Consider the following 23,650-nt stretch of genomic DNA (forward strand, 5'->3'; position numbering starts at 1 on the left):
CGAGGAGGCTCGCCACCTCCCCGCGGAAAGCGAGTGGCTGTAGCGCAATGGAACGGATATGTTATTTGTGCTAACTAGAAGCTAGGTAAGAATTAGACCTGTGGATATATTTGCAACGCCAGTGACGTTGGTTCCGTTAAATCCCCAAAAACAGAGGGGTTTATCCTCTTTTTTACTCAATAACGGAACACCTATCCGATAAATCTAGAAAGCGGTTGTTTTTCATAAAATAGCGGCACAGTTGTCCGTAACAGTTTCGTTATCGTCGGTAGTCCCCTTCACAAATCGTTTCTGCTGGGCCTTTCATTAAAACTCGGTTTTCTGTAGTCCATGTAATTGTCAAATCCCCACCTAATAAATGAACAATAACAGGTTCTCCTTTTTGTGCCTTTTGGTTTAAAACAGCAGCAACTACAGCGGCACATGCACCTGTCCCACATGCCTGTGTTATGCCTGAACCTCGTTCCCATACACGAAAATGAAGTTCGTTTCGACTGACCACTTCAACAAACTCTACATTAACCCATTCTGGGAATAGTTCATGTTTTTCTAAAAGAGGTCCTACCGTTGTGACAGGAGCTTCCCCAATATGGTCCACAAAAATGACCGCATGTGGGTTTCCCATAGAAACAGCGGTTAATGCCACTGTCTCACCTTCTATAGTGACTACTTCTGAGATAACATAATCGATATCGTGCCCTTTCATCGGTATTTCACTTCTTTTCAGTTGAGGAACACCCATATCAACAGTCACTTCCGGTACTGTTCCATCTGTATTTGGATGGACCGTTGCCAAAACAATCCCACCCAAAGTTTCAATTTCAAACTGTGTTGACGTGACATAGCCATGTTCAAAGGCATATTTTGCCACACACCGAAGACCGTTTCCACAATTTTTCGCTTCTGATCCATCATTGTTAAAGACACGCATTTTTACAGGCGCTTTTTCAGACGGGCAAATTAAAATTAATCCATCTGACCCGATTCCTTTATTTTTGTTAGCGACTTTTACCGCTAACGATGGCAATTCCTCTTCACGTAATGATTCTTTAAATAAGTCAACATAAATATAACTGTTCCCTAACCCATGCATTTTTGTAAATTTCATTTTTGTCCTCATTTCCTAAGCTTTTCATTTGTCCAAAAATAATCTGAATCTGCTTCAAGAATGGTCATTTTTGAATGACAACATGGCATAATTAAAATCGTCTTAAACCCTTCAAGAGCATGCTCCAATTCTCTCGGTTTCATATGAGTTAACACATTATCCTTGCCACAATACGGACAAGTGTGAAAATAAATATCACCCATCACTTTATCGTATGGCCATGTATTTTCAAAAGGAATGATTTTCACGAGACTAATCTCCTTATCATTGTTATTAAGAAAAACGCGGAGCGTCTTTTCTTTCAAGCGAAGTGCGGAGCCCTGCCCGCTTTTAACAGTGAACCCCAAGTGCTCTTCTTGGGGTGAAACGCGCAGGTGCGCAGCCTTCGCTCTTCTTGAAAAAGCTTTCAAAACTTCACTGCTATACCAAAATTATTTTACATTCTTTTATGTGTTAAAAAACAAAAGGATGTCCATCAAAGACAGTGTCTTAGGGACATCCTACTCCTTTTCGTGCCTTTAAAACATTGGATTTTCCTCTAAATATTGATAGATGTTTTCAACTAGCTGTTCGTTTGTTTCACCCGAAACAAACTCACCATTCACAAGGGCAAAAGGAGTCACAGCACATTGTCCACAGCTCCCAAGACACCCGTACTCTATAATATCAAGATTCGGATCACGTTCTAGCTCTTCCATCGCCTTTTGTGTTCCGCTTGCTAAATTACTTAAGCAAAACTCTATGATTGGTCGCATTTGTTTCACCTCTAATCCTAGACATAATCCTACATCCTCCCCATTTAGAAGTCAATCATTTTCAAATGAAAAAGATTGTTTTTATTAGAAAATTCATAACTCTTTTACTTTTTACGAGTATTCACAAAATTGTTGAGAATTCGTCATCAAATCGTTATACTTTTAACTGACCAGGGTCATTTATAGGAGGGTAACTGATGTCGCGAGTTAAGAAAGAAACAACAAAACAAAAAATTGTAAACGCTGCAATTAAGTTGTTTCAAGAAAAAGGGTTTGAAACGACAACAGTTCAAGAAATTACAGCAAAAGCAAATGTAGCAAAAGGAACTTTCTTTAATTATTTCCCTACAAAGGATTCCATCATGCAATCGTTAGCATTAGAACGTATACAAGAAATAACAATGCAATTGGAAAATCCGAGCTTTTTTGATTCAACCTTCTTAGCAAATGTCCGAAAATTACTCGGAACCTTACTTACAGATTATGATAAAAATCCAGAACTTACAAAGCTTACTTGGTCGCAAAGAAATATAGAACAATCATTATTGCTGGCCATTTGGGAAAAGCTATGTAAACAAGCAATCGAACGGAAAGAAATGTTCTCTTACATCAATATTACGGTGTGGAGTCATATTTTAAATAGTCAATTTTATTATAGCTTGACAATGTTTGGGAACAGCAACTCAAAAAAAGAATGTATCGATCATATGATGCAACTTATCTCAACTTGTGTATCAGGAATATTAGTAAAAAGGGGAAATCTTACAATGCAAAAACTAGTCATTTTAGGTGGCGGCTATGGCGGCATGCGGATATTACAACGACTGTTAACGAACGACTTACCTACCGATGTTGAAGTTACACTTGTTGATAAAATGCCTTATCACTGCTTGAAAACCGAATATTATGCATTAGCAGCTGGCACAGAACCAGATTTACACTTACGCGTTAATTATCCAAAAGACCCAAGATTAACGATCAAATTCGGCTTCATTACCTCTATCGATCTCGATTCAAAACTTGTTCATTTAAACAACGAAGAGTCAATTCCATATGACACATTGATTGTTGGCTTAGGCTGTGAAGACAAATATCATAATGTGCCGGGTGCTCCTGAACACACATTTAGTATTCAAAGTATGGAAGCTACAAGAAGAACGTATGAACAATTAAGCAATGTCAGACCGAACGGAATTGTTTCAATTGTTGGGGCCGGGTTAAGCGGAGTTGAATTAGCAAGTGAGCTAAGAGAAAGCCGTTCAGATTTAACGATTAAATTGTTTGATCGTGGGGAAATCATTTTAAGTGCATTTCCTAAAAAACTAAGCAATTATGTTCAAAATTGGTTCCTTGACCATGGTGTCGAGGTCATTAATAAATCAAATATTACAAAAGTAGAGCCGAACGTGCTATATAACCATGATGAACCGGTTGAATGTGACGCTATTATTTGGACCGCTGGAATTCAACCAAACAAAGTCGTTCGTGATCTTGATGTAGCGAAAGACCAACAAGGACGTGTCATTATCACACCACATCATCATTTACCTACTGATGAGAATGTCTTTATCGTTGGTGACTGTGCAAGCTTACCACATGCGCCAAGTGCTCAACTTGCTGAAGGTCAAGGAGAACAAATTGTCAGCGTTTTAAAAGCAAGATGGAACAATGAAACACTTCCTGACATTTTACCAAAAATTAAATTAAAAGGTGTCTTAGGTTCATTAGGAAAAAAACATGGCTTTGGATTAATGGGCGAAAGAACGTTAATCGGGCGGGTGCCGCGCGTTTTAAAAAGTGGTGTGCTATGGATGTACAAATATCATAGTGGGTAAGAAAAACGCGGGAGCGTCTTTTCTTTAAAGCGAAGTGCGCTGCCTTCGCCCTTCTAGGATAAGCTTTCAAAGCTTTACTACTACACCAAATTTTTTCTCATCTTTTGAAAATGGGGCAACAATTGTTGCCCTCTTTTTGTTCCGCTTTTCGATTATGCGTTTAACTTTTCATCGACTTTTTCATGAATTATACGCAATTTAGGACTTCCTTCAGCGACAACTTCTTCGTCGATAACAATTAGTGGATAAAAATAAACATCGTTTAAAATCGCATCTGCAAACCGCTTATCGATATCAGTAGCGGGCTCATAAATGTCAACGTATCGAATGGATAATGCATCATTTGGATATTTTCGTGATAAAGCTGCGTCTAACCACTCCATCGTGTCTTTTGAAGAAGGTAAGTTCACACAGCTCGCACATTTTTGTTCGGCGCCATATATTGTAATTTCTACACTCAATTTCTCTTCCTCCTACAATACTCTTGATAAAAGCTGTTTTACAACATGTTGGTTCTAGAATATGGTTTTCCTCTTAGTGGAGCGGAGGCCACTCGACTCCTGCTGGATAGAAAGAAAAGGCGAGACCCAACAGGCATAGCCGAGGAGGCTCGGCACCTTCCCGCGGAAAGCGAGTGGCTGGAGTGCAATGGAACGAACTCGTCGTTTTCCCACGAATCATTGTAATACGAAAACAGCATATAAATTCATCATACTATTCTTGATTTAAACTAGCAAACTTTGGATATCCAACTGCTCCAACTTTCGCATAAAACTGACATTAGACCTTAAACATAGATTTTTTTCTGAATGGATATTATAATAAAAGAAGAGAAAGGAGTGTTTTAATATGGCTAATGAAGAAATGGTTGAACAAGTTCAGGAAGTTCTAGATAAGCTTCGTCCTTTCCTTCTTCGTGATGGTGGCGATGTGGAATTTGTAGATATTGAAGATGGCATTGTAAAAGTACGTCTTCTTGGGGCTTGTGGTTCATGCCCAAGTTCTACAATTACACTAAAAGCAGGGATTGAGCGCGCTTTACTTGAAGAAGTTCCTGGCGTAAAAGAAATTGAACAAGTATTTTAATGAACGTTAAAAACCCCTGAGTTCAGGGGTTTTTTTTTATTCTATAACAAAAGGCAAACCTTCAACTGTTACTCCATTAGAGTCTGGCCTAACAAGGTCAGTTGAAAATTGCGGAAACCGTTCATTTAATTTTTCAGCCAACCGTTGTCCATCTCCAATTTTCGTAAAGCATATAATCGCAGGACCCGCTCCACTTAAAGCTGCTCCATAGCCACCAAGCTCAACAATGGAATCCATTACATCTTCTAATCCTGGAACTAATGCTTTCCGATATGGATGGTGGAACACATCCTTTGTCATCATTTTCCCTGCTAAGCTCCAGTTCCCTTGTAAAATCGCAGCCACTAGTACATTCGATACACTACTACCTCTTATTGCTTGTGCAAAAGAGATGTCATTTGGAAGGACGCTACGGGCTTTTTTCGTCATTAACTCTTCATCAGGAACAAGCATGACAATATCGATTTCAGGTACGCCGCAATAGACAACATCGGTTTCATCTTCACTATGCGAACCAATAAGCAAACCACCGTATACGGATGGAGACACATTATCAGGATGACCTTCCCATACACTTGCGATCCGAACTTTCTCTTCATTCGATAAACGTAATGAAAGCAATTGATTTGCAAGCTCAATTCCAGCGATAATGGCAGAAGCACTACTTCCTAACCCACGAGCTAACGGAATCGTACTTTCCATTTCAACATGGCATGGTGGTAACTCTTTTTCATATTGATCCGCCACTTTTTTTGCCACTTGATAAATTAAGTTTGCTTCATCTTCTGGTACACCGTCCAACTCACTTGAAAGAGGGATAAACTTCCACTCATCATGATGACGAACCCGTAATGTTAAATACCGATTCACCGCAATTCCAATTGAATCAAAGCCAGGACCTAAATTTGCTGAACTTGCAGGAACGGTAATGACCATCCTTCCTTCACTCACTCGTGAACACCACCTTTAATATGCGCTAAAAAGGCTTCTTCACTATTTGGAAGGACAGTTGGTTTCACTGAAATTGTATCAATGGCCGTATTCGGATCTTTTAAACCATTTCCAGTTAAAACACAAACAATTTTTGCTCCTTTCTTAATTTCTCCTGACTCTAATTGTTTGATTAAGCCAGCAATCGACGCACAAGATGCCGGTTCTGCAAAAACACCTTCACGACTAGCAAGGAGTTGATACGCTGCAACAATTTCATCATCTGTAACATAATCAATTTTTCCATTTGATTCATTCGCTGCAGCAACAGCATAATCCCAACTTGCTGGATTTCCAATTCGAATCGCCGTAGCAATCGTTTCCGGTTCCTGAATCACTTCGTTACGAACAATTGCTGCTGCTCCTTCTGCTTCAAACCCTCTCATTTCAGGTAAGCCAGTTTGCTTTTTCTCATTGTATTCTTTAAATCCTTTCCAATACGCTGTAATATTCCCAGCATTACCAACAGGAATAGAAAGAACATCTGGAGCTTGACCTAATGCATCACATATTTCAAACGCCGCTGTTTTTTGACCTTCAATCCGGTATGGATTTACTGAGTTCACTAAAGTAATTGGCTCTTTTTCACTAATAGAACGAACAATATCTAATGCATTATCAAAATTCCCTTTAATCTCTAACACTTCAGCACCATACATGACGGCTTGTGCTAATTTCCCTAACGCAATTTTCCCTTCAGGAATGACTACGATGCAACGGAGGCCCGCTCTTGCACCATACGCGGCTGCAGCGGCAGATGTATTGCCTGTCGAAGCACAAATGATCGTCTTACTTCCTTCCTCTTTTGCTTTTGCCACTGCCATAACCATCCCCCGGTCTTTAAAAGAACCTGTTGGGTTAGCTCCTTCTACTTTCACATACACTTCGACTCCCCACTCTTTTGATAAATTTTCAAGCGGGATTAACGGTGTATTTCCTTCACGCAATGATAACAACGGCGTTTGTTCTGATACCGGCAAAAATTCCTTATATTCGTGTAATAAGCCTTTCCAACTACTCATTTTATTTTCCTCCCTCAACACGGTAACTACTTTCAACTGATTGTACAACATCTAATTCATTTAGTTTTTGATAAATGTCTTCATAGATTCGTTTCGTTGTTTTATGTGTAATAATAATGATTTCTGCTACTTCTGTTCCTTCAATCGGAAGCTGTAATAGTTTTTCAAAGCTAACGTCATGGTCTGCAAATAATGACGTAATCGCGGAAAATGTACCGGCTTTGTCTAACACGTGCAAACGAATAAAATACTTTGATTGGATTTCAACATCTGTTTTTAATTGCTTCTCATATAATGGAGCCTTAATACTTCGACCTGTCACACCAAGTCTCATATTTTTCATAACGGTTACCACATCCGACATAACGGCTGTTGCTGTTGGTAATGAGCCTGCTCCTGGACCATAAAACATCGTTTCTCCCACAGCTTCACCATACACATACACAGCATTATATTCATCATTAACAGCCGCCAACGGATGTTCATTTGGCAATAATGTTGGCTCTACACTGACTTCTACTCTTCCTTCATCTCGCTGCGCTAAGCCAATTAATTTCATTGTATAGCCTAGCTGTTCACAATAGTGTAAATCTTCTTCTGTCACGGAAGAAATCCCACGAGCAGATACATCTTCTAAAAGAATATTCATTGAAAATCCTAATGACGCCAATATCGCCATCTTCCGAGCAGCATCCAATCCTTCCACATCAGAAGTAGGATCACTTTCAGCATATCCTAATCGCTGTGCTTCTTGAAGCACATCTTCATATGAACTTCCTGCCTTGCTCATTTTCGTTAAAATAAAATTCGTTGTTCCATTGACGATACCCATCATTTTCTTAATTCGGTCAGAAGATAATCCTTCCACTAAACTACGAATAATTGGGATTCCGCCGGCAACGCTCGCTTCATAAAATAAATCACATTCATTTTCTTGTGCCACTTGGAGCAATTCTGCCCCGTGAAGAGCCACTAAGTCTTTGTTTGCTGTCACGACATTTTTCTTATGCTTTAACGCTTCTAATATCCATTCTTTTGCTTCTTCCACACCACCCATAACTTCAATGACTACATCAACATTTGGATTTGCGACGACCTCGAGTGGGTTTTCCGTTAATATATGTTCCTCAACGTCAACCGAACGTTTCTTTGCCATATCACGAACAAGTACTTTTTCTATATGAACAGGACATCCCACTTGATGTGTTAATTGTTCTTGATGTCCTTTAATAATTGTAATAACACCAGTTCCTACTGTTCCTAATCCTAATATGCCTACTGAAATTTTCTGTTCCATCGAAACCACTCCTACCCTACACTCTTGTATACTGTTTTGTTTCCCCTAGAAAAACAATTGTATTTGTATAAAGGACATTATAGTCTTATTTTTTATTGTTTACAAGAAGAAATGAGAAAATTTCTATTTTTCCGCAAAAGTCTAAAAAAGCGCGTTAAAGGTAAGCGCTTTCTATATTTCGTAACGGACATCTATTCCGCTATATCCATAAAAAAAGGGCCGTTCACAATGTTATCGGACATCTGTTCCGCTAGTTTTCAATAATCAGCTTAATTACCACCCATCTACGTAAAATAACGGAATAGATGTCCGAACGGTTGTACTAAAGCTTATGTTTTGCAATAATAACGAAACATACGTCCGTTAGAGTTTACGGAAAGCACTCATTCCATTCAAAGAAAAACGCTTGATCACCTTTTCTTCAAGCGAAGTGCGGACCCCTGCCCACCTTTGACAGTGAACACCAAGTGCTCTTCGTTGGGTAGAACGAGCAGATGCACTGCCTTCGCTCTACTAGAATAAGCTTTCAAAGCTACACTGCTATGCTAAAATATCAAAAAAAGCGTACCAACAACATGGTACGCTCCTCTCTTTATAACCAATTCACCTTTGGTATTCCACCTTGATACGAGCTTAACTGAAACTCCTCTAAAAACCGTTGTAAAAACTGTTCATTTTCTTTTTCCTTTTCTAACAACATAAGAAATTCATTTGCATAATACGAACGACTTCCATGAATTTTACTTCGGTAAAAGCCTTCGATTGTCACGAAGTAATGTAACGGAAACAGGAGACGACTATACAACATCCGCCAGCCATACCGAGAAAGCGGACGATATTGTTCATACCCATACAAGAAAGATTGAATGTCATAAAAAGAAGCACCTTCTTTTTTACTATGGCGAATCCATTCAGCAAGATCTCGACTTGGATGGTCCACAATAAAGTGAGCTGGCAGTTTCACGTTCGAATCAGTACCGGCTTTTTGGCATAGCCACGTATAATCCGTAAACTGCTGATGACAAACAACCAGAGAATCTTTTCCACGATGCTGTTCATCTAAATCTGTATCCACAACGTATTGAATTGCATTTTCACATAGCCCCATAAAATAAGGAAACGTAAAGACAAATGCTTCATCAATTTCCGTTTGAGGCTGTGCTACCACTTGTTGATACCAATCTTCTAGTTGCTTTAACCGCTGACTCCATAACTCATTCCACCTTGGGTAGCTCCGTTTATTTTGAAGTTGAATCCATTCTCCTCGTTCATGGAAAAACGAAAGCTCTTCTCCACATTTCAAAGGCCCCTCAGATGTCCTATGTGCCTCTTGTGGAGAAAGATTTGGCAACTTATATAAATATCCCTCCTGCCCATCAATATGGCCGACTGCCTCATTTTGAATCGTCCATATAAGCTCTGCTACTGTGATGTCTCCATTTCTTTGTAGATGTTCGACCATCGACATTTGTTCTGTAGGTGAATATCCACTTGCCTCATGAATCGGAAAAAATAAATACATATTTCCGGCAGATTCAAATGCTTCATACCCTTGAATTACAAAGCGCTCATCACAAAAAAGTTGATAATAATCGTATAGATGCCGTTCAAACAAGGTCCCTTCCTCCTAACATCTAACTCTTCTTTTTCTAGTCTATGACCTAGGTGTGAAAAAGTGTCCTTAGAAAGTTTACAGTATGATTGTGTGGACTTTTCCATAAACTAATGGTGAATGCCATAATTTGTGGAGGGATGAAATATGAGTGAAAAATGTAAAAATCTCGAAGAAAATGCAAGACAAGCGTTAATCAATAGAGGAGTAACCATTGATGACATTGCAGAGCTTGTCTATTTTCTGCAAGTCAAATATCATCCAGATTTAGATATAGATCTATGCAAGACCCATGTGGATCAAGTATTGCGAAAAAGAGAGGTACAAAACGCAATATTAACGGGGATCCAATTGGATGTTTTAGCGGAGCAAAAAAAGCTAGATCAGCCTTTGCAAGATATCGTAGAACGTGACGAAAGCTTATATGGTGTCGATGAAATTATTGCATTAGGAATTGTTAATGTGTACGGGAGTATTGGTTTTACAAACTATGGGTATATCGATAAGCAAAAACCGGGAATTCTTGAAAAATTAAATGATAAATCATCCGGACAATGTCATACTTTCCTTGATGATATCGTAGGAGCGATCGCAGCCGCAGCATCTAGCCGTCTCGCCCATAGTGTAGCAGGGGTTGAATAGATGTAGATGCTAACCGGTACTCTTTTATAAAGAGGAAAACGTAGTAACGGCAAAGGTGAGACCTCACTGTGCCAATCACAAGGAGGCTCACCTATCGCCAGTGGAAACCCAATATTTCCGTGCTCGTTTAAAAATTTAGTCATTCACATCTCCTCAAAAAAACTTAAAACACCCACTCATCCAATGAAGGCACCGCATAAGTCGGTTGAATTTCTTTTTGTAGAAGCTGTTCTTTTGTCGTTACACCAGTATGTACTAACAAAGTATCAATCCCCGCTCGGATCCCGGCCGTAATATCGGTCTCATAATTATCACCGATTAATAATGTTGTTTCTTTTGGTGTTCCTAACCGCTCTCTTGCTTGTTCCACAATAATCGATTCTGGTTTACCAATAAACAATGGTTGGACACCCGTTGAAACAGATACCACTGATGTAATTGACCCATTCCCCGGTAAAAAACCTCTCTCACTTGGAAGTGCCACATCACTGTTTGTAGAAATAAACTTTGCACCTCCACGAACAAGCAAACATGCTTTTGCTAATTTTTCATATGTAATTTGTCGGTCAATCCCAATAACAACAACATCTGCTTTTTCTTCCACGAGTTCAAATCCTTTTTCAAGCAACGCAACTTGAAGCCCTTCTTCGCCGATCATATACACTCGTTTTCCTTTTTCCGTTTCTGAAATATACTGGGCCGTTGCCATACTTGTAGTAAATACATGATTTGCTGTTGTTGACACCCCCATGGAAATCAATTTCTCTGCAACGACCTCAGGTGTACTCGATGAATTATTCGTAACAAACAAATAAGGAAGACCACGCTTTTCTAATTCATTCACAAACGTAACTGCTTCATTGATTTTTTCTGTTCCTCTATACATCGTGCCATCTAAATCAATTAAAAACCCTTCGTATGATTTCATAATCTCCTCCATCACTAAACTATCGGTCTTTGTTTTTTTTCACTACATAATGACAATAACTCGTTTTGTCAATGGCCATACATTCTCTACAGCTGATTTCATCCGTTTCTAATAACTCTTGAAACAGCTTTTTTTCACAAGAGCATGCAACAGGATATTGCTTTGCGATTTCTGAAATAGGACAGTTATATTCGGTGATATGATATTGTTCATCGTCTTCTTTTACATCTACCATATACCCTTGCTCATTTTGTAATGACACAAGCTGTGACACTTTTTCTTGAAACGATTTCCCTTTAAACAATGGCTTGTACTCTACTAATAGACGTTGTCTCCTTGATTCAAACAACTGGTCAATCATTTCTTTTCCAGCGACTTCTTCTACATCCTGTAAAATTCCAATTGTAAATGGAGCGTAACGTCTTGGAAACAAATGCTCCCCTTTCATCGTTAAAGAGTAAAATTGAGTCGGCCTTCCCATTGCTTGACGTACAAGCTTGGAAGTCACTACTTCTTCCTTTTGTAGTGAATGCAAATGACGACGGACAGCCATCTCAGTAATATCAAGTTTTTTTGCCAACTCGGTTACCGATAATTGTTGATGTCGTTTTAACAAATCAACAATAATCTCTCTTGTTGAAGTGCCCGCCACAAGCTTCACCACCTTATTTTTGATTCGGTAAAAAAGCAGATACTGGACCTAACTCCTTTACAATATATGAACGCACTCGGGTTGGAAATGTCTTAATCGCTTTCTTATGCTCCCTCATTTTTTCATGCAACATCGAATGGTCAATATGAATATAGGATTGAACAACCATTTTTCTCAGCTTAATAAAGTCTCTTAGTGGCTCAGCTTCCTCTTTAGGAATAACGGTTTCATCTTCCAAAATATCAATTATATCCTCATAACTACCTGGATCTCTCATAATAAAACCATCAATCATCTGGTTTCCTACATCAAGAATACACTCAATGAAAAGATGAACTAATCGTTCTAATCCTAATTTTGCTATTTGTGACTCCCATTCTGAAGTCTCATCATATAAAGCAATACATTGCTCATAATAAACAAGAGTATCTTCTATTTTTTTTCGGTCAACAAAATACAACGTAATCACCTACATCCTTACTCATTGTTTTTTTATAGTATATCATGAATCAAAGCATTCTCTTATCATTCCCTATTAGTTTTCTAATTGTTCCCTTTTTGTTATGATGGAATGTGAAGATTCGTGTAAGATCACATAAAGGATATTATATACAATGTGAATGGTTATAAAAATGAAGGAGTTGGAAGTATGACAGAAAGATTTTATTTATATGATGATACCGAACAAACAAAAACACGGTTTATTAGTTTTATGGGAGAAAATCAAAGGTTTGATTTAGCGATTACTTCAACAACAAAACATTACGGTAAACATTTAGTTCTTGATATGTTATCACACCGCTTTGCCATCATTGGACAAGATGATTTAGAGGAACCAGGATATTTAGAACATATTTACAAACTGAGTGAAGAAGATGCTGCCGAACTACGCTCCTTCTTATATGAAATAATTTAACGGTGTAAAAACCTCCTCCAACGGATATGTTAACGAAAAAGGAGGTGGTTTTTTTATGGAACGTAATCAGCATGAAGACAAAGAACATGAAAACTACACCGATTTTTCAAATGTTGAAACGATGAAAAATTATATTTTTCCTGAGACACTTCCTGAAGGTCCATATGGTTCACCAATCAACCGGAAACTAGGCAAGAGTACACCTTGGAAAGAAGGGCAACGTGCATATAGTGCCTTTACCTATGAATTTAAATCACTTCACCAAAACTTACCAAGAAAGTTTCCAGGGGCCCATCCGACACATGATGACCCTTCAAAAAATGAAGAACCGCCATATACAAGTAAATAACTTAATAAGAAAAACGCGGGAGCGTCTTTTCTTTCAAGCGAAGTGCGGAGCCCTGCCCGCTTTTACAGTGAACCCCAAGTGCTCTTCTTGGGGTGAAACGCGCAGGTGCGCAGCCTTCGCTCTTCTAGAATAAGCTTTCAAAGCTTCACTGCTACACCAAAATTTTTATACCTTCTTATCTTATAAGAAAAACTGAGTGAGGAAACCTACCTCACTCAGTCCTTTTTGTTTCCTGCAAATCTGAAAGCCTGTACTCTACTCCATGTACGCCTTTATCATACTCAGGATACATTTCTCCTCCACAAGTTTCACAGGAAAACATTGGTGGTGTCATTAGATCGCCACCATCCATTAAACCAAAATCTCTTACCATATCAAAATGTATCTTACTTTCTCATGACACACTAAACAAACATAGCTGATAGAAGCCTTCTATTGGACACTTCTCTCCAGGGGACCCATCTCATTTGTATGAAGGACACTTTCGCTTTGTTTTCTCCTCGCTTTGTCCTTCATCGCCTTTATGAAGGACACTTTGGCTTCATTTTCTCCACGTTTTGTCCTTCATCGCCTTTATGAAGGACACTTTCTCCTTATTTTGTCCCTCACCACTGTATTAATAACAACAGCTTGCATTTAACGAAGTTTGACGTATTCGTTTCATAATAAATATAAAATGCTTAAAGAAAAACGCGAGAGCGTCTTTTCGTTTCAAGCGAAGTGCGGAGCCCTGCCCGCTTTTTAAGTGAACCCCAACTCTTATCTTTTTAAAAAAGGGATGTCCATGTAAGACATCCCCTTTCTTTTATGACTTGTTTTTCACTTTTTTTAATACAAAATAGGCACAACCAAAATTACAATACTCATACAAATACTCTGATAAAGAGCTTATTTTTGTATCAAAGGTTGCTTTACGGTTGACGTCTTCAAAAAAACCTCTCATCCGTAACTGACTGTATCCCCAATCTCCTACAATATAATCGTATTTATTAAAGACTTCACTGTACTTCGCTTTAAATTCCTCTTCATTCCATCCATCTTTTACATCTTCAATTAATTCAAATTGCATTCCTTGAACTTGAATCATCTACAAGCCACCTCACTCTTTTGCTCAACCATTATTTTACCACATTTATGTCACCCTAAGAAAAAAAGGATTTGTTTCTCTAATTTTCAACCTTTAATTTGCATTCACTTTGGTCAATCTATGCATATAAGGGGAGGTTTTATCGATGAAAAAATCAATTTTAGCTGGTGTTTGTATAACGTTACTAGCAACAGGCTGCCAAGCAGTGGGACAAAACGAATCCCCTGCTACACAACGATACCAAAACCATACAACTTATAATCCAGCCGGTGGTACAGCAAGCATCCTCCAAGTTGAACGAGCAGACGAAACTGATGAAAGACGAGCTCAATTCGGTTACGTTCGCCATCAAAGCGCGCAACTTGGGCAACACAGAGAGCCAGAAGCTGCTTATTTTGACCGGACATTATTAGCTGATACCATTACAAAAATGGGCGTATTCCTTCCAGGTGTGGAAGAAATGGGGACCCTTGTCACCGATAAATACGCCATTATCGTGTATGAAGAAAGCCACAATAATAATGCAGACAACTTAGAGGAGCAAGTTTATTTAACAGCTGCTTCGATTTTACCACGGTTTTATGATGTTTACGTTACGAATAATCCAGAAATGTTTGAAAATATTGAACGGTTTGGCACATTAAGTTCCCGCACTCCAAACGTTGACCGATTTTTAGAAGCGACCATTCGTGAGCTTGAATCTGGTGACGGTGGACGTATGAATGAACCAATACCGGAGAATTCACCTCAGCCAAGAACGTAAAATCTATATTTCATAACAAAGGCATAAAGCAGCGCTTTATGCCTTTGTTACTTTTTGTGCTTCTTGATTGACTTGAGCTTGGTTTACTTGTTCATCTGCATGATAAGAAGAACGGACAAGCGGACCTGCTTCACAATGACTAAATCCTTTTTCTAACGCAATCGCCTTTAATTCTTCAAACTCTTCTGGGCGGTAATATTTTACAACCTTCAAATGTTTTTTCGTCGGTTGTAAATATTGACCAATTGTCATAATATCAACATTATTTGCACGTAAATCATCCATCGTTTCGATGATCTCTTCTTTTGTCTCTCCTAACCCAATCATTAAACTCGACTTTGTCGGAATATCAGGATGAAGCTCTTTCGCGCGTCGTAAAAACTCTAATGAGCGTTCATATGTAGCTCGTGCTCTCACTCTCGGTGTTAATCGTTTTACCGTTTCGATATTATGATTTAATATATTAGGTCTTGCATCCATTAACGTTTTTAAATTATCAAGTACACCCATCATATCTGAAGGCAATACTTCAATCGTTGTAAATGGATTTTTACGTCTTACAGCTCTAACCGTCTCTGCAAAAACTTGAGCTCCTCCATCTTTTAAATCGTCTCTAGCGACTGCAGTAATAACGGTATGCTTTAGTCCCATCGTTTCTACAGATTCTGCCACACGTTCTGGCTCTTGTAAATCAAGTTCAGTGGGGAGCCCCGTTTTAACCGCACAAAATCGGCATGCCCGTGTACACACCGCTCCTAAAATCATAAACGTTGCTGTTTTGCGAACGGCCCAACATTCATGAATGTTAGGACATTTTGCCTCTTCACACACCGTGTTGAGCTTTTGGGTGCGCATCATTTTCTTTAGCCCTGTATATGATTCATTTGTATTTAACTTAATTTTTAACCATTCGGGTTTTCTAACATATTCTTCTTTTTTTGTCATCGGTTGTTCACTCCATTTATCCTTTGACTATGCACTCATACACTAATGTAACATGTTTTCGTTGTTTTTACCAAACAACTCACTCAAATTCCCATCAATTTACTCCGATGTTTTTTAAAGAATTGCTACAAACTACAACTATTGACTATGTCAGAAAGGAGCTTTTTCATCGTGAGTAAAAAAAGTGCAATATGTTTTATTGTATTTTCACTTTTCATTCAAAGCTTAATGATTCAACCAACGTTTGCTAAAGAGGAGTTAAGTTATGAAGAAAAGCTAGAACAACGACAAGCCTTATATCAGAAGTATGAGACAGTCACAAATGTACCTTGGACGTATTTAGCTGCTGTCGATGCATATGAAAGAGGATTGAGAAAAGCTCTTCGAGACAGACCGAAAGAATCTGGTGTCATCGGCATTTATTTTTCAGATGAGCAATGGGCAGGACCAATAAATCCAAATAAAGAAGATACAAATCCTCTTTCCATAAGTATGTTCGGTGGGATTGGTCTTGATGGCAACGGTGACGGTATTGCCAGTCGAGAAGATGATGAAGATGTCCTTTATACGATGGCAAAGTATATCGAAACCTTTGGATATACAGAAGAAGATTTTAAAATTGCATTATGGGAACATTATCATCGTGAACAAACCGTCAACATTATTTCTGGACACGCTAAAGTGTACGAGCACTTTAATACTTTAGATGCGCATGCCAATGCGTTCCCGATCCCTTTACAATATAACTACAGTTATAAAAACACTTGGGGAGACAGACGTGGATGGGGCGGTCGCCGGATCCACGAAGGAACGGATATTTTCGCTGGATATAATACTCCGATTCGAGCAACATCATATGGAGTCGTGGAAATTAAAGGCTGGAATAAATACGGAGGTTGGAGAATTGGTATCCGAGATCTAGATAATGTTTATCATTATTTTGCTCACTTAAGTGGATTTGAAAAAGGAATTGATGTCGGTTCAATAGTCGAGCCTGGGCAAGTCATCGGCTATGTCGGAAGCTCTGGTTATGGTAAACCAGGTACACAAGGAAAGTTCCCACCCCACTTACACTATGGGATGTATCGTGACAACGGGAAAACAGAATGGTCTTTTGACCCTTATCCATCATTAAAATCATGGGAAAAGAAAGACAGAGCAAAAAGAAAAAAGTAAACATGAATCTTAGTTTAGAACATACGTAAACTCCAGCGGGAGCAAAGAAAAGGTGAGTCCCTCGTGCGTAAGCACGAAGAGACTCACCCGCCACCTGCGGAAAGAATAGTAAATGTACATTTCCGACTCTTATTTTTACAATCCCCATTTTTCAGTCATCGATAACATCGATCTCGTCCCTGTCATTTGTGTTTTGATTTGGATTTTGACTTGAAGGGAAAAATGCAGGTGATGGTCCTTCCCCACCAACATTATAAAACTCTGGGACATCTCCAGATATAAAAATATATCCAATCGGAATGGATGTCGGGACAACTTGTTTTTCCGTAGCAAATGGAATAATTACCCGAACATCAACTTCAATATCTAAATATAACGTAACCGCTGTATTGTTAATTCCAACGTATTCTGTTTCCGTTCTCATATCCGTAATGACATTCCCAATTGCAGAAAATTTCACAGGTACGCTCGGTCCTAAATGGGCCAAAAGGGCATTATCTGTTGCTTGCCCGAGTGGGATATTGTGAATAATTCCTTCATCACTAAATGATTGATTGCCATTATTCCACTCAACATCAACCCCATCAGGTATCGCTAATTCGTGCATTCTTCCTTGTTCCATGAGGCGTAAATAATTTTGAGCTCGCATTGTAGCTTCTGCCATAATCCGAGTAGAAAGTTGCGTATTAATTCGCATCGATGAAATTCTCCCTGATTCATCACGGTCAATAATCATCAGTTCTTCTACATCAATTTCCTCTACTATTTTTTTATTAATGGCATCATTAATGGCAGCTGTTGCTAATGTTTGTGTTTCTGTCACTGCAATATACATCAATGTCGGGCGAATCCCCTTTTCTACTAGCCACAACCCCTGGACCGTTAACAGGGTAAAAATAATAAATGATAACAAAAAAACATACCGGAATGGGAGAGGCCCTCTTTTCTTAGGTCTGGTCTTCTTGATCTTTAACACAAAAAACCCCCCTTCACATTAAATGTATGCAAAGGGAGGGACGGGTTGACCTATTTTTTTATTCTACACGGTCATATACTCGAAAATAATATTCATAGTTATTCTTTTCGTCTTGTACACCTTTTTCTTCTGTTTTTAGTAGCCAGTTATCTTCATCCCATTCAGGGAAGTAAGTATCTCCCTCAAAAGAATCATTAATATACGTAATATACAACCTGTCAACGACATCAATCATTTCCTTAAATATGCCGGCTCCACCAATAACAAAAATTTCTTCATCTGCATGTTCTTTTGCCCAAGTTACACACTCTTCAATTGAATGCATCACAGTGACTCCATCAGGACCGAAATCTTTGTTACGTGTAATAACAATATTCTCTCTTTTTGGTAATGGGCGACCAATTGAATCATACGTTTTTCTTCCCATTACTATCGGATGCCCAACAGTAATTTTTTTGAAGTAAGCTAAATCTGCTGGCAATCTCCAAGGTAAATCATTGTCTTTGCCAATGACACGGTTTTTATCCATTGCAACAATAAAAGAAATCATACATTCACCTCATTATACAGCTACTGGTGCTTTAATGGCAGGATGTGGGTTGTAATGTTCCACTGTAATGTCTTCCATTTCAATATCGAACACCGATACTGTATCTTTGTTGATTTTTAATGTTGGAAGCTCTCTAGGCTCTCTTGCTAATTGGGTTTTAATTTGCTCAATATGATTTAAATAAATATGAGCATCTCCTAACGTATGTATAAATTCTCCTACTTCTAATCCACACTCATGTGCAATTAAATGAGTTAACAACGCATAGCTGGCAATATTAAATGGAATGCCAAGGAAAATATCTGCGCTTCGCTGGTAAAGCTGACACGATAGTTTTCCTTCTGTTACGTAAAATTGAAATAACGTATGACAAGGTGGCAACGCCATCGTTGGGACATCTTCTGGGTTCCATGCTGAAACGATTAACCTTCTCGACTCCGGATTTTTTTTAATCGTGTCAATCACATCTTTTAGCTGGTCAATGGTTTCACCTGTTGTCGTTTTCCACGCACGCCATTGCTTCCCATACACATCTCCTAATTCACCATATGTAGTGGCAAACTGATCATCTTCTAAGATTAACGTTTTGAATTTTTCCATTTGCTCTTCATATTGAACGTTAAATTGTTTGTCTTCTTGTACTCGGAGACCAAAATTCGTCATATCGGGACCATCATAATCAGGACTCTCCACCCATTTTTTAAAGGCCCACTCATTCCAAATATTATTGTTATGCTGCAAAAGATACCGAATATTTGTATCTCCTTTTATAAACCAAAGTAATTCACTAGCAATCAGACGAAATGGAATCCGCTTTGTCGTTAATAACGGAAAGCCTTCCTTTAAATTAAAACGCATTTGATAGCCAAATAAAGACTTCGTACCTGTTCCTGTTCGGTCTCCTTTTTCAATTCCATTTTCTAATACATGCCGACACAATTGTAAATATACTTGTTCATTCCTTGTCATTTCCTTGTCCCCTTTATGAATTTGCAACTAATATTTTTTCGTCATTAAAGGCTTTTTCGCATGCAACGATCGTAACATTAAATTGAAGCAACATGTCAAGATCATATGGTTCAACTTTCCGCTCTCCATCTGCATAAATCCGCACAACTGGGCGCGAAAGGACTTCTTTATTTTGTTTTATAACAATTCCTATTCTTCCATCACTTAATCGTACGGAAAGCCCTTTTGGATAAATCGCACAAACATTCCGTAATGCCTTAACTACTTCTCTGTCATATAGTGTAGCGTTCCCTGCGTATAACAACTCTAACCCTTCATGAGGTAACATCGCTTTCCGATAAGAACGATTTGATGTAATCGCATCAAACACATCACAAACAGCAATGATTTTTGCATATGGATGAATATCATTGCCCTTTCTTCCCATCGGATATCCTGACCCATCCATGCGCTCATGATGCTGCAAGGCACAATGAGCAGAAACGAGTGCTAAATTAGGGATTTTTTTTATAATTTCATAACCAACTGTCGTATGAGATTTAATTAAGGAAAACTCGTCCTCCGTTAAACGTCCTGGTTTGTTTAATATATGTAAAGGGATGACCATCTTCCCGACATCATGTAGCATAGCACCTAAGCCAATTTCAAGAAGTTGTTTCTTGGAGTAATTTAAATAACTTGCCAGTCCAAGCGTATAAACAGTTACATTTAATGAATGCGAGAAGATGTACGAATCATATATAATCGTTTCGGATAATAACGTTAACGCATCTTCGTTGTTTGTAATATCTTCTAAAATCTTACCAATAATAATAGTGAAATCCTTTGCAATGATATTATCGTTAAAGATTTTTTTTATAGTTATTTCATTTGTGATTTTGGAAAATTCGGAGCGAATGGCTGCAATTGCTCTTCTCCTAGTTTCTTCGGAAATTGATTGCTGTATCACTAAGTTTGCCGTTACATCATCTTGAATATAGATATAAGAAACCCCTAGTTCTTGAAGTCTTAAAATGATGCGGTCTGTTAGCTCAACACCTTCATGAACTAAGATTGCATCATGATCATTATAAATGGCTTTTGCTAAACGACTCCCCACTTTTACAGACTTTGTCTCGACTAGTCTCATCTGATTTCCATCCTTCTATATTATGTATGTTCGGCTTTAGCGTAAATTTTATAAATCACATTAATATATTCACTGTATATACACTAGTTAAATTATACTGTAAGATCTAAAAAGAAACCATATTATTATGGTTTCTTTCCTTTATGTTATACCATTTTCAATAATGCGTCTTTGCCTTTCATTCCAACCGTTACCCCGAGTGCTTCAGCTTCTTTTGTTATTGATTCAAGTGGTGCTTCAAGCAGTTGATCAATCGTTCGAACACCTAGTGCCCGCCCTGCTACAATTTTACGTTCAAGCAATGCTTTATTTTCATTAAATAAAGCAACATCTAACGCGCCACACATAATATAGCCCTTTTCACTTGTTACTGCCATAAAGTTTGTTTTCGGTAGCTTAAGAGTTACTGCAATAAACGTTTTGTCTTCAATTGTTATTGGTGTCATTTCTAGCATATCTTCACACTCCCTTTCACTCACTGCTTCTTCCTTACTACTGTATGAAAAGAGCGAAAAAAAAGTGCAAATGTTAGTAGGACGCCTATAAAGATTGGAGTTTCCACATCAATACGTCTCGAAGCATTTCCGGTAACAAATATTCGATTTCAATCGCATCAAGAATCGATGGGTATAGTTTCCCAAACGTAAACATATCTAAAGTAGCGATTCGATAATGTTCTTCTTCTTGTAGCACATTCCCTAGCACGGTAATAATAGGGTCGCAATTTTCATGATTTGCAATTGTAATCCCTATGAACACCATTTTTCCGATTACTTTTCCACGAAATCCTAGCCCTTTTAATTTAAAGTTCATCATTTCTTCTGATTGAGAACGATGAATGACTTCTTTTAGCTCTTTGCCACGAATCGTTATGACACATGGATTAATCGGGTGAGGACAAACCCGATGAATGTCTCCTTTCGTAATCGGACCTTCAGGAAGAGATTCTAACAATACACCTGCATTTAACATGCTTATGTCTGTTTGACACCATTCTTTCAGTGCTTCAGCTAAAAACTGAACACCTTCTGACTCAGCAAACCAATCTACATCCAATGGTTTGTGTAAAACTGTGATAGGCGAGGATGACCATGTTGTACTTTGTTCTTTTAACTGAGCTAAGTATGCATCTGTTTCTTTGTCAGCTTTATCGTTACTCATGTTTTGTAAAAATGCTTGAGTTGAGACTAGTTGCTTCGTTTCCTTATCCACGACCAATTCAACCGTCCCTACAAATTGACCAAATTTTCCGGTCTGACAAATCAACGTGTCCCTTACTCGCTTTCCATGTTCAAGGATGTGATGAGTATGCGCGCCTAATATGATATCAATTCCGTCCACTTCTTCTGCCAATTTTTCATCTAAATTTAATCCTAAGTGTGAAAGTAGAATGACGATATCGACCTTCTTTTTTACTTCATGAATAAGAGGTTGAAGCATCTGAAACGGTTCTTCTACTTTCCAGCCTAACTGTTCATAAATGCGTGTATATGGAAACGTCACACCGATGACAGCCGCTTTTACGCTAGCTTGTAACTCAATGATTTTATAAGGTTTTATCCATTTAGGACGTCTACCGTCTTTTTCATACAAGTTCGCAATTAAAATATCAAAGTTTGCTTCCTCATAAAATTCATCAAGTTGCTTTTTTGAAAACGTAATTCCTTCATTATTCCCAATCGTTATCGCACGAACGCCGGCTTTATTTAATAAGGTGACATTTGCTTTCCCCATCGTCGCTTCTGTTATTGGATGACAACGGTCAGCATGATCACCAATATCAAAATAAAAGTAATCTTCGCCTCTTTCTTGGTGATGTTGTCTTTTCTCCTCTAGATAAGAGACAATATTAGGCCAATATGTAAAATCACTGTGTAAATCATTCGTATGATAAAGATAACTTTTAACCAATGACAACCGTTTCACCTCTATTATCTTTTAAAATCACTGTTTTCCACTAATGTTGTTTTTTGGCGACCCTATACTTTAGGAGGGAGTCGAGTGGCTTCCCATTACCAAAACAGCGGATACTATAAACCTTGCATCACTAAGCGTATCCCAATAAAGATAAGAAAAATGCGTAATAAAAATACAAGCGTATCACTCTTTATTCTCGCATTAATATAAGCACCTAATGTCCCACCTAACCATGCACCTGGAATAAGTGCTAAAGCCAATAACCAGTTTACATTTCCTAAAAAAATATGCGAAACCGAACTTGCAATCGCCGAAAAGAAAATCATAAACATAGACGTTGCAACCGCAAAATGTGGTGGAAATCCAAACAATAGAATCATCGCAGGTACCATTAATGAACCTCCGCCAATCCCAAATAAACCTGACAACATCCCAACAAGGAATGAAATTGATAAGGCTAAAAGTGGATGATAACCATACTGAATCTTCTCATTTTGTTCGTTTATGTACTCGCGCATCATCATGTAGCGTTTAAACTGAAGAGGCTTTAACTTGTCACGGACGAGAAATACAAAGGAAATGAAGATAATAAACAATCCGAAGTACAACAAAAAGTCATCGACTTGGATACCTTTATTAATAAACACCCCTACAAAAGCTCCTGGTATACTCCCACATAAAAAGAACAAACCACTTTTCACATCAACTTTTTTTTGCTTAATATAAGCTAATGTAGAAGATAATCCTGTAAATATCATAATTAATAACGACGTACCGACCGCGACTTGTGGTGTCACCCCATGTAATATGGCGATAGAATGACTAAATAAGAGCAATGCAGGAACAACAATTATACCACCACCAAGCCCCATTACACTCCCAATTGTGCCTGCTAATAACCCAATGATAAGCAATAGAAGCCATTCCATCTTGAACCCTTCTTTCT

At 38.3% G+C, this 23,650-nt stretch carries 27 protein-coding genes and 1 pseudogene; 7 read left to right on the top strand and 21 right to left on the bottom strand.

The features are described 5' to 3' along the window. Positions 1-259 precede the first annotated feature (259 nt). From dapF to T323_RS0112210, 3 genes are all read right to left on the bottom strand, one after another. Positions 260-1,108: a diaminopimelate epimerase gene (dapF, locus tag T323_RS0112200; RefSeq protein WP_373279335.1), complete on the bottom strand. Its 849-nt coding sequence runs from the start codon at positions 1,106-1,108 to the stop codon at positions 260-262. An 8-nt stretch (positions 1,109-1,116) separates the two neighbouring features. After that, positions 1,117-1,350 (bottom strand): hypothetical protein, encoded by a 234-nt coding sequence (locus T323_RS0112205; RefSeq protein ID WP_026673541.1) that lies wholly within the window; start codon positions 1,348-1,350, stop codon positions 1,117-1,119. A gap of 276 nt (positions 1,351-1,626) precedes the next feature. Next, complete coding sequence (locus T323_RS0112210; RefSeq protein ID WP_026673542.1) at positions 1,627-1,863, bottom strand: YuzB family protein; 237 nt, start codon at positions 1,861-1,863, stop codon at positions 1,627-1,629. Between the two features lie 197 nt (positions 1,864-2,060). Between T323_RS0112210 and T323_RS0112215 the strand changes: the two genes are divergently transcribed. Then, positions 2,061-3,698, top strand: coding sequence for an FAD-dependent oxidoreductase (locus T323_RS0112215; RefSeq protein ID WP_084309264.1), 1,638 nt, complete (start codon positions 2,061-2,063; stop codon positions 3,696-3,698). 152 nt (positions 3,699-3,850) lie between these two features. Here the strand turns inward: T323_RS0112215 and T323_RS0112220 are convergent, their stop codons facing one another. Beyond that, a complete protein-coding gene (locus T323_RS0112220; RefSeq protein ID WP_026673544.1) occupies positions 3,851-4,159 on the bottom strand; it encodes a YuzD family protein in 309 nt (102 codons plus the stop codon). A 388-nt stretch (positions 4,160-4,547) separates the two neighbouring features. Here T323_RS0112220 and T323_RS0112225 point away from each other — a divergent pair, with 388 nt between their 5' ends. Next, complete coding sequence (locus T323_RS0112225) at positions 4,548-4,784, top strand: NifU family protein (protein WP_026673545.1); 237 nt, start codon at positions 4,548-4,550, stop codon at positions 4,782-4,784. 36 nt (positions 4,785-4,820) lie between these two features. Here T323_RS0112225 and thrB read toward each other — a convergent pair whose 3' ends face one another. The 4 genes from thrB to yutH form a co-directional block, all read right to left on the bottom strand. Beyond that, the gene (gene thrB, locus T323_RS0112230) at positions 4,821-5,735 is read right to left on the bottom strand and encodes a homoserine kinase (protein ID WP_245613721.1); all 915 of its coding nucleotides are present in this window, start codon (positions 5,733-5,735) and stop codon (positions 4,821-4,823) included. Further along, a complete protein-coding gene (gene thrC / locus T323_RS0112235; RefSeq protein WP_026673547.1) occupies positions 5,732-6,796 on the bottom strand; it encodes a threonine synthase in 1,065 nt (354 codons plus the stop codon). Before thrC ends, thrB begins: the two co-directional genes overlap by 4 nt. A 1-nt stretch (position 6,797) precedes the next feature. Then, complete coding sequence (locus T323_RS0112240; protein ID WP_026673548.1) at positions 6,798-8,093, bottom strand: homoserine dehydrogenase; 1,296 nt, start codon at positions 8,091-8,093, stop codon at positions 6,798-6,800. Between the two features lie 592 nt (positions 8,094-8,685). Next, positions 8,686-9,708, bottom strand: a complete 1,023-nt coding sequence (gene yutH, locus T323_RS0112245) for a spore coat putative kinase YutH (RefSeq protein WP_026673549.1) — start codon at positions 9,706-9,708, stop codon at positions 8,686-8,688. A gap of 144 nt (positions 9,709-9,852) precedes the next feature. Here yutH and T323_RS0112250 point away from each other — a divergent pair, with 144 nt between their 5' ends. Beyond that, positions 9,853-10,347, top strand: a complete 495-nt coding sequence (locus T323_RS0112250; RefSeq protein ID WP_026673550.1) for a phosphatidylglycerophosphatase A family protein — start codon at positions 9,853-9,855, stop codon at positions 10,345-10,347. A gap of 163 nt (positions 10,348-10,510) precedes the next feature. Here T323_RS0112250 and T323_RS0112255 read toward each other — a convergent pair whose 3' ends face one another. Genes T323_RS0112255 through T323_RS0112265 form a run of 3 tightly spaced genes read right to left on the bottom strand, consistent with a single transcriptional unit; the run spans position 10,511 to position 12,387 of the window. Beyond that, positions 10,511-11,275 (bottom strand): TIGR01457 family HAD-type hydrolase, encoded by a 765-nt coding sequence (locus tag T323_RS0112255; RefSeq protein ID WP_026673551.1) that lies wholly within the window; start codon positions 11,273-11,275, stop codon positions 10,511-10,513. 19 nt (positions 11,276-11,294) lie between these two features. After that, the gene (locus T323_RS0112260) at positions 11,295-11,927 is read right to left on the bottom strand and encodes a helix-turn-helix transcriptional regulator (protein ID WP_035178568.1); all 633 of its coding nucleotides are present in this window, start codon (positions 11,925-11,927) and stop codon (positions 11,295-11,297) included. A 13-nt stretch (positions 11,928-11,940) separates the two neighbouring features. Continuing rightward, the gene (locus tag T323_RS0112265; protein ID WP_026673553.1) at positions 11,941-12,387 is read right to left on the bottom strand and encodes a DUF86 domain-containing protein; all 447 of its coding nucleotides are present in this window, start codon (positions 12,385-12,387) and stop codon (positions 11,941-11,943) included. 189 nt (positions 12,388-12,576) lie between these two features. Here T323_RS0112265 and T323_RS0112270 point away from each other — a divergent pair, with 189 nt between their 5' ends. Together T323_RS0112270 and T323_RS0112275 are read left to right on the top strand one after the other, a co-directional pair. Next, positions 12,577-12,843, top strand: coding sequence for a DUF3055 domain-containing protein (locus T323_RS0112270; protein ID WP_026673554.1), 267 nt, complete (start codon positions 12,577-12,579; stop codon positions 12,841-12,843). Positions 12,844-12,898: 55 nt separating this feature from the next. Continuing rightward, positions 12,899-13,192, top strand: a complete 294-nt coding sequence (locus tag T323_RS0112275) for a hypothetical protein (RefSeq protein ID WP_026673555.1) — start codon at positions 12,899-12,901, stop codon at positions 13,190-13,192. Between the two features lie 211 nt (positions 13,193-13,403). Here T323_RS0112275 and T323_RS28845 read toward each other — a convergent pair whose 3' ends face one another. Next, positions 13,404-13,565, bottom strand: coding sequence for a hypothetical protein (locus T323_RS28845; RefSeq protein WP_156942442.1), 162 nt, complete (start codon positions 13,563-13,565; stop codon positions 13,404-13,406). A 432-nt stretch (positions 13,566-13,997) separates the two neighbouring features. Then, on the bottom strand, positions 13,998-14,279 hold the full coding sequence (locus T323_RS0112285) for a YutD family protein (RefSeq protein ID WP_026673556.1): 282 nt from the start codon (positions 14,277-14,279) through the stop codon (positions 13,998-14,000). Positions 14,280-14,424: 145 nt separating this feature from the next. On the opposite strand from T323_RS0112285, the gene T323_RS27980 reads away from it, so the two are divergent. Next, complete coding sequence (locus tag T323_RS27980) at positions 14,425-15,042, top strand: YhcN/YlaJ family sporulation lipoprotein (protein WP_051556510.1); 618 nt, start codon at positions 14,425-14,427, stop codon at positions 15,040-15,042. A gap of 36 nt (positions 15,043-15,078) precedes the next feature. On the opposite strand, the pseudogene lipA reads toward T323_RS27980, so the two are convergent. Beyond that, positions 15,079-15,993 (bottom strand): annotated as a pseudogene (gene lipA / locus T323_RS0112295) (lipoyl synthase); the annotation flags it as partial. Between the two features lie 222 nt (positions 15,994-16,215). Between lipA and T323_RS0112300 the strand changes: the two are divergent. Next, the gene (locus tag T323_RS0112300) at positions 16,216-17,163 is read left to right on the top strand and encodes a M23 family metallopeptidase (protein WP_051556513.1); all 948 of its coding nucleotides are present in this window, start codon (positions 16,216-16,218) and stop codon (positions 17,161-17,163) included. 151 nt (positions 17,164-17,314) lie between these two features. Here the strand turns inward: T323_RS0112300 and yunB are convergent, their stop codons facing one another. The 7 genes from yunB to T323_RS0112335 form a co-directional block, all read right to left on the bottom strand. Continuing rightward, entirely contained in the window at positions 17,315-18,139 is an 825-nt protein-coding gene (yunB, locus tag T323_RS26635) for a sporulation protein YunB (RefSeq protein WP_245613722.1), read from the bottom strand. 58 nt (positions 18,140-18,197) lie between these two features. Next, positions 18,198-18,689, bottom strand: coding sequence for a dihydrofolate reductase (locus T323_RS0112310; RefSeq protein WP_026673559.1), 492 nt, complete (start codon positions 18,687-18,689; stop codon positions 18,198-18,200). Between the two features lie 12 nt (positions 18,690-18,701). Next, positions 18,702-19,658 carry a thymidylate synthase gene (locus tag T323_RS0112315; protein WP_026673560.1) on the bottom strand — a complete coding sequence of 319 codons (957 nt, stop codon included), beginning with the start codon at positions 19,656-19,658 and terminating at the stop codon, positions 18,702-18,704. Between the two features lie 13 nt (positions 19,659-19,671). Beyond that, positions 19,672-20,787 (bottom strand): HD-GYP domain-containing protein, encoded by a 1,116-nt coding sequence (locus tag T323_RS0112320; RefSeq protein ID WP_026673561.1) that lies wholly within the window; start codon positions 20,785-20,787, stop codon positions 19,672-19,674. A gap of 146 nt (positions 20,788-20,933) precedes the next feature. Next, positions 20,934-21,242, bottom strand: a complete 309-nt coding sequence (locus T323_RS0112325; RefSeq protein ID WP_026673562.1) for a YunC family protein — start codon at positions 21,240-21,242, stop codon at positions 20,934-20,936. 85 nt (positions 21,243-21,327) lie between these two features. Next, a complete protein-coding gene (locus tag T323_RS0112330) occupies positions 21,328-22,704 on the bottom strand; it encodes a bifunctional metallophosphatase/5'-nucleotidase (RefSeq protein WP_026673563.1) in 1,377 nt (458 codons plus the stop codon). 113 nt (positions 22,705-22,817) lie between these two features. Next, complete coding sequence (locus T323_RS0112335; protein WP_026673564.1) at positions 22,818-23,633, bottom strand: sulfite exporter TauE/SafE family protein; 816 nt, start codon at positions 23,631-23,633, stop codon at positions 22,818-22,820. Positions 23,634-23,650: the final 17 nt, after the last annotated feature.

Source organism: Alkalihalobacillus bogoriensis ATCC BAA-922, assembly GCF_000621445.1.
In the GTDB taxonomy this organism is placed as follows: Bacteria; Bacillota; Bacilli; order Bacillales; family Bacillaceae_F; genus Bacillus_AO; species Bacillus_AO bogoriense.